This is a genomic window from Mesorhizobium sp. M0633 (assembly GCF_040320645.1).
Lineage (GTDB): Bacteria > Pseudomonadota > Alphaproteobacteria > Rhizobiales > Rhizobiaceae > Mesorhizobium.
The window spans coordinates 64,561-71,098 of the sequence record NZ_JAMYQC010000033.1 but is presented as its reverse complement, the minus strand read 5'-3'; the positions used below and the strand labels follow the sequence as shown (position 1 = coordinate 71,098).

The window sequence follows — 6,538 nt, the reverse complement described above, 5'->3', positions numbered from 1 at the left end:
CTCCGCATGTCCGGGTAGGGAACGGCTGATGGAACAGCCGGTTTCTTCAGGCAATATCTCCTCCTGTGAAACAGAAACTCACGCGACTTGCAGGTCGCACGAAAACATTCTTTGCCAGATCAACCCCGATCATCGTAGCCTTCATCCGCCGTCCTCTCTGTTCTGTGGTCTACACCACGTCACCTTGGCACATTGCGATGCCGTTAGGGGAGGACGGCAACCACCCCATCTGCCAAGCGACTATTGCGCCGTGTGCGGTCAGGACTTTGACATGCGCGATCTCGGCCAGGTGCTTCACCATGCGGAGCCGGAGCACCAACCGCTCGAGCCTGTGAGTTAATGAGAGAAGCACGCGCCACCATTGCGAACGGCTCAGCATGGGCGAAAGACAAATCCGACAGGAACCGCTTGGCGCAGCTCATTGCCAGAGTGGGTAACGGAAACTCAAAGCGCGCTATGGAAGATACCAACCAGCGATGGCGTACGCTGCGAAGCCCAACATTGAGAGCACATACAAAACCAGGAGCAACGGAAACACGGACGGCTGGCTGTCGAGGGCGGCGTCACCTTTTTCCAGTTCCTCGAGCAGATTGCGATCCCGCCTGGCCTTCCTGACCACCAAACCGTCCGGCCCAATTTGACCGTCGGTCTCTCTCGAAATTCTTTTCGCGATATCGGCTCGGATCACAGGGTCCTCGGGCAGGTTGCCCGGAAACCAATCAGGAAGATTGTCGCCATCGTTCTTGCCCATGGCGCCACAATGTTTTCTGCCTCACTTAAGTTCCAAGTTTCTAATGTAAGAATTTGACCAAGGTTGTCGCCCAGACGATAAACGGCCGGGAAACGACATGACCGTAGCAGGTCTGTGAGATGCTGCAGGAGCTCCTTCTTGCCGGCTTCGAGCAAGAGGACCCGTTTCGAAGAATCGCGGCTCAGTCGGTTGGCGAGCAGGCAGCCTGCGGAACCGGCTCCCACAACAATATAGTCGAACACTTGATTGGTTGACGAAGGGGCACGAGTGACATTGGGACCCGGCTCCGGCTCGGCCATGACCGCCCGATGTCCGCAACGCACCCCTTATAAGGTCGGGTCGCCCGAAGCGTCATTCGCAAACTTCTCCCTCTGTCCGGGTAACGAATAGGACTGGACGGATGCGAAAATCCAATGACAAATAGCCAGCATATTATAGCGAAATTAATGTGGCTCTTCCGGTTGATCTGAGAACACTAAGGGTTTTTGTCGCCGTTGCCCGGGAGGGAAATGTCACCCGTGCCTCGGAGCGGCTGCATCTGACGCAGCCGGCGATCAGCCTGCAATTGAAGCGGCTGGCGCAGGACATCGGCGTTAGCCTCTTCCATCGCACGGCCACCGGGTTAGAGCTCACCCGTGATGGCGCTCTGCTTGCGGCGAAAGCAGAGCAGGTGCTCGCTGCGTTGATGGACTTCGACCAGACCGCCCGTCACCTGATCACGCAGGTGCGAGGCAAGCTGAGGATCGGCACCATCATCGATCCGGAATTCACCCGACTAGGCGCATTTCTGAAGCATTGGTTGAAAGCGGGCCAGGAATTGAGACAGAACTGCGCCATGGGATGAGCGGTGAGGTGCCGGAACGGCTGAAGCGGGACGAGCTGGACGCCGGGTTCTTCCTTGGTGACATCAGGGATTTTGATGCGGGCGCCGGCCTCGCGGTCGAAGGCCGGGAACAGCTCTGTCAGGTCAAGGAGCTGGCGCGGCTGACCTATCGTGTCGTCGGCCCACCGTTCCTTGCCGGCGTCATACCTGGCCGGGATTGGACAAGTCTTGCCGCGCTGCCATGGATCGGCACGCCGTATGCTTCGGTCCACAACCGGCTTTTGGCACGGCTGTTTGCAGAGCTCGGCGTGCGACACAACGTGGTTGCGTCGGTTGATCAGGAAGCGTCGATGGTGGCGATGGTCCGTACCGGCGTTGGCCTCAGCCTCTGCCGCGAATCCATCGCCCTTCATGAGCAGCAGGCGAACGGACCCGTCATCGCCGACCGCGTCAAAGTGGACACGGCGCTCAGTTTTGTTTGCCTGAACGCGCGCGCGCTCGATCCAAGTATCGCCCACGCCTTCGATGTCATCCACCGGGTGTGGGGATAGGCGGCAACATTCGGAAGAGTGTGCTTTGAAAATTGGCGTCTAACGTTGTACTAACCAGTGCAAGAGTTTCGCGCTGAGCGCGGCATCGGTCACGATGATTGCCAGCTCATTCAAGGTCGCTATCATAACCGCATGACGGCGGGCCGGACCCATCTGTTGGAAGGCTTGCGCCGTTTAGAGGCCGCCTTCCTTGGCCATTTGGGCCATACGGGGACTGAGATGCGAAGGCAGGCGCGTCGGTGCCTCACCGATGATTCCGGATAAGATCGAGCTGGAGGAGCTCGGCCAGCGACCTGCCGCCAACCCGAGAGGCCGGTGCGCGCAGCCATTCCAAGCGGCTTTGGCGAAGATGCGTTTTGTCCGACAAGGGCGCGTCAAGCTGCTTGCGCTGTGTGGGCGACAGAAGCGTGCTGATCTCGGTAACCGCTGCACGCGGCACGACGGGCAGCTTTGGACCGGGCTCGATGCGGTTGCCGACGGCGGCGGCGCCAGCGGGATTTCGCGGTAAGCGCAGGAACGGCGTGGGGTGGTGAGGTCGGACCATGCGCGGTCGTGCGTGCTGCTGGAGAGCCGTAGGGCGGCGCTCGCGGCTGCCCCCGGCAGGCGAACAACTCGATGATGATCATGCGTCCGCGGCAGCATGGGCACGGCCCCCCGCCGCTCGCAAATTGCTGAATGTGGCTCTGCCGCCCGATGACCACCCGGAAGACCAGACGACTTGCGAATCCGGGTGGCAGGACATGGTTTAGGAACCGACGGACGAACTCGTCTGTGGCGGGCGTCATGACTTGCCGCCGGTCGGCGCCAGGGCGGCGATAATCCTTATAGTGGATGGTGACCCCGCTCTCGTCGAAGCGGATGAGGCTCAGCGGCCTTCGACGGTGTCCGACAATTTATGTCTGTTTTGGCGACTTTAGGACATAGGCTTGTTTGGCCGGCTTCCTCGATGTTTCTGCTAAGTAACTGAAAGGAAATCTACAATCTAATTTTTAGCGCCAAAATACAAATTGGCATGAATGTTGCTTCCTCCGTTGAGAGCCGGCGAAATTGCTTGCCAGGTAGGAGCGAAGCGATCGCTCGGCAAAATTGAAGGACTGGAATAAATGGGTTTGTTGAACTCCCACCGCCCACGATTGCAAGACCCATCTTGCCCTCCAAGGAACGGATAATCATGCATTTTTTGGCGGAGCACATCCTCACCGCGCTTGGCTATCGTCACGGGCCGATTTTCTATGGACGCAGGCGTCGCAACCGCACTCCTTTCAACAGTCTCGCAAGTACGAGTCCTGGCACGACAATAATCTTCTGCCGTTTGGGGTTAGCGGATTTGGCTACATGAGCCAGTGCAAGTTCTATAATGAGGCCGATTTTGATCGGTGTCTGACTAGAGTTGAAGCGGGCGATAAACCGATTTGGAAAGGTGTCGCACTGTCAGAGGACGATCTGATGCGCAGGACAGTAATGTTTGATTTGCGAAGCAGCGGAGTGTCGTCATCCCGCTTCGCAGGGGAATTTGGGGTGCCCTTCGAAGAATACTTTCCCCGCGAGCTTGAAATCTTGAAGGAGGCCGACCTGGTATTCATCTCTAACGACGGCGTACTTTCCCTGACTTCCGCCGGCATCATCAATTCAGGCGCTGTGTCTCTGCTGTTTTTCTCGGACCAGGTGCTTGACCGGGTAGCCCACAACGATAGCAGGATAGGGACAAGAAGACCGACCTCATGGAAAAGCACGATTACTCGCCAGCGGGACGGTACGGCTCAAGTGCGAAAATGCAAGCTGTCTTTCGGTGAAGTCGGGGGACCTCGTCAATGACCTTTACCTCGTCCTTTTCCATCCCAGATCGACCCGCCCATCAGGCGCGGGGGATATTTTCTCACCTGGTCGACAGCATTGACCGCAGCCAGGCAAAACGCCCGCTTGGGATTGTCAGCGATTTCGTCGCCGAGCATCTCCCGCACCATATTGCGCAGATCAAAGGGAATGAACGGCCAGATGAAGCGGTTAAGGAGCTTGGGCAGAGCATCAACGCGATGATACGGGGAACAGACTGTGAGGCGCAGCTAATAAATCTGCCCCAGTCCGACTTCGGAGTGGCTAAGACAGACATTCAGTATCTCGTCAATTGTGCTTATCAGATGTCCGCGTTTGCCGGCCTCAATCCCGTCGATGCGGAGTTGACGGTAGGAGAACCGTTGATGCGTATTGCACAACTAAGTCGTCAGCGGCAGCCTAGCATTGATGTCCTCTCCTATGAAGACATGATCCTCACCAACCCGGTGGAGAGCGATCCTCGCGTATATTGCCTCGGTTCAGCTGGGGTCGAGGAGCGCGATTTTTGCCTCGGCCATCAACTTATTGAGGGTGACTTACAGTCGGCAATAGGAGCTCTTCTTGAGTTGCGAGACACGGTCGCGGCAGATGCACGCAAGTGTCTATCGCTGTGCATGAAGTCGCTGGAGTCAGCCATTTATATTCTGGAACGTTTTTATGAACATATGTCGCACGATCTTTTCGAGCAATTTCGCATGTTCTACGGAAAGAACCCTTACAAGGATAGGCTTGGCCCAAGCGGTCGTTTCTCTGCCCGCATCGTGGCGGTCTCGGTTCTACTGATCGGCGAAGAGCTGTTGCGCCAGAAGCCGCAATTCTACAAGGATGTATATCGGTTGTCGGAATATTATCCTCAAAAATGCATTGGCGACGTATTTCGCTGGTTGTCGCCAGACAAGGTGCGAGCGAGAACCCAGCCAAGCTGGCTTGAAGGGAAAGCGCCCTTCCCTAAGCTCGCAACGGTCTCGTCCATCGTGGAGCGCCAGGGCAGCGAAATCCGAGAGCTGCACGCGTCCTGTGTTTGTGCGCTGGATCGGTTTACCCGGATGCATCGTCGTGCGGCCCTGAAATATACGGTAGGGCCGGGTCTCCCAATTGTTGGAGTTGATATGTCGGAAAGTATTGAGGCTGTGTTGTCGCAGCGACTGTTAGGGAGCGCACCAAAGCTAGAGGCGGCATTCTCCTCGGTCAAGCATAGCTCCGACATCAGGCGAAAATGGTCAATGTCTCAAGACGAAGTGGTCTTTCGCCGATTCGAGGTAGGAGATGCTGAAGATGTATGGCGGTTGCATCGAAGCGCATCCGACGCTGTTGGTGTACATGGGCCGGAAGGGGCATGGGAGGATGATTTACGCAATGTCGGCGACGTATATCTAGCCTCAGGCGGAGATTTTGTAGTTGCGCATATTGGCGGCCAACTCGTTGCTATGGGTGGACTGAAACCTGCCGAAGATTATGTTGCAGAGCTGAAGCGGATGCGGGTCGATCCCGCCTTTCAACAACGAGGGCTTGGAAGGAGAATACTTAGTGAATTGGAGCTGCGCGCCGTTGCGCTAGGTTTCAAGTGCATAATGCTCGACACAACAACCATCCAAGTCGGGGCTCAAAAGCTCTATGAGACGTCTGGCTATAGTCGCCGCGGTGAGGGGATGTTGCATGGGTATGCCGTGATTTTCTTCGAGAAGCGGCTCGCCAGCCAGGATGACTTGTTGATTTCTGCTGAGAAGCGACCCGGGAATTCAGACTGATGGGGTTGTCTAGGAGCGCTGCCGGCAGCCTGGGCGATAGCGCTTGGGGTCAGGTTGCGGGCGCACACAAAGCGCGGCCCTTTTCGGTGTTCCGATATCCATGGTCAACCCACCAGCGTTTGGGCAGTCAGGGCCAGGGGCCACTTCCCGAGCGACGATGCCGCCACAAAACTGCTCTATCTGATCTTGAACCGATCCGAGAAAGAATGCCGCCAAGTGACTGGTCCATGGCAAAGGTCCATTTCGCCGTATCTTCGGTGAGCGCTTCATCAGGGCCATGGCGGCAGGACGGCGAAAGCTGATCCAGAGCCTGAACGTCCGTCCCGTTCTTGACGGCGAGGGCGAGGAGACCAGCACGTTCGAAGTGCCCGCCGGCGGCCGGCGCTATCTCGCGCTCGGCATCCTCATCAAGCAAAAGCGCTTGGCAAAGAGCGAGCCAATCCCCTGCATCGTCGGCCGCGGGCAGGAGACCTCGGCCGAAGAGGATTCTCTTGCCGAAAACCTGCGACGCGCCGAGTTCGATCTTGGCGATCAGAGCGTCGAGATCGACCTGCGCTGAGCGGCGACCGGGTTGGCCGTGAGTGCTGCCGACGCATGGACCTTACGGGGGGGCAAATACGTTACGCGACATCCAGTGTGGTAGACGATCAAGAGTTCACCAGCGTCCTTGCCGTTGATATCGGCAACCACATCAGGGTCGTTCTGGTCGTAGGGCCGCGTGTCGATCGCCCAATTCCGCTTTGCGAACTCACGGATTGGGAACTTGGCTATCTCAGTGCGCGAAGCGCGATCGACGCGGGATTTGCGGTTGAATTCGACGCCGCGGATTCTT

6 protein-coding genes and 3 pseudogenes are annotated in these 6,538 nt (G+C 57.4%); 6 read left to right on the top strand and 3 right to left on the bottom strand.

Going from position 1 to position 6,538, the window contains the following annotated elements; translation table 11 throughout:
- Window positions 1-454 precede the first annotated feature (454 nt).
- Together NKI47_RS27795 and NKI47_RS27790 are read right to left on the bottom strand one after the other, a co-directional pair.
- Window positions 455-751, bottom strand: a complete 297-nt coding sequence (locus tag NKI47_RS27795; protein ID WP_352594333.1) for a hypothetical protein — start codon at window positions 749-751, stop codon at window positions 455-457.
- 131 nt (window positions 752-882) lie between these two features.
- Window positions 883-1,050, bottom strand: a pseudogene (locus tag NKI47_RS27790) (NAD(P)-binding protein); the annotation flags it as partial.
- A gap of 149 nt (window positions 1,051-1,199) precedes the next feature.
- Between NKI47_RS27790 and NKI47_RS27785 the strand changes: the two are divergent.
- Window positions 1,200-1,595 carry a LysR family transcriptional regulator gene (locus NKI47_RS27785; protein ID WP_352594326.1) on the top strand — a complete coding sequence of 132 codons (396 nt, stop codon included), beginning with the start codon at window positions 1,200-1,202 and terminating at the stop codon, window positions 1,593-1,595.
- Window positions 1,592-2,125 carry a LysR family transcriptional regulator substrate-binding protein gene (locus NKI47_RS27780; RefSeq protein ID WP_352594325.1) on the top strand — a complete coding sequence of 178 codons (534 nt, stop codon included), beginning with the start codon at window positions 1,592-1,594 and terminating at the stop codon, window positions 2,123-2,125. The genes NKI47_RS27785 and NKI47_RS27780 overlap by 4 nt, the downstream gene beginning before the upstream one ends.
- Before the next feature lie 722 nt (window positions 2,126-2,847).
- Here the strand turns inward: NKI47_RS27780 and NKI47_RS35235 are convergent.
- Window positions 2,848-2,988, bottom strand: a pseudogene (locus NKI47_RS35235) (transposase); the annotation flags it as partial.
- Window positions 2,989-3,460: 472 nt separating this feature from the next.
- On the opposite strand from NKI47_RS35235, the gene NKI47_RS27770 reads away from it, so the two are divergent.
- From NKI47_RS27770 to NKI47_RS27755, 4 genes and pseudogenes are all read left to right on the top strand, one after another.
- Window positions 3,461-3,940, top strand: coding sequence for a coproporphyrinogen III oxidase (locus tag NKI47_RS27770; RefSeq protein WP_352594324.1), 480 nt, complete (start codon window positions 3,461-3,463; stop codon window positions 3,938-3,940).
- The gene (locus NKI47_RS27765) at window positions 3,937-5,706 is read left to right on the top strand and encodes a GNAT family N-acetyltransferase (protein WP_352594323.1); all 1,770 of its coding nucleotides are present in this window, start codon (window positions 3,937-3,939) and stop codon (window positions 5,704-5,706) included. The genes NKI47_RS27770 and NKI47_RS27765 overlap by 4 nt, the downstream gene beginning before the upstream one ends.
- A 123-nt stretch (window positions 5,707-5,829) precedes the next feature.
- A pseudogene (locus NKI47_RS27760) lies at window positions 5,830-5,992 on the top strand (IS256 family transposase); the annotation flags it as partial.
- Window positions 5,984-6,265: a ParB/Srx family N-terminal domain-containing protein gene (locus NKI47_RS27755; RefSeq protein WP_502898087.1), complete on the top strand. Its 282-nt coding sequence runs from the start codon at window positions 5,984-5,986 to the stop codon at window positions 6,263-6,265. The pseudogene NKI47_RS27760 and the gene NKI47_RS27755, both read left to right, overlap by 9 nt.
- Window positions 6,266-6,538 lie beyond the last annotated feature (273 nt).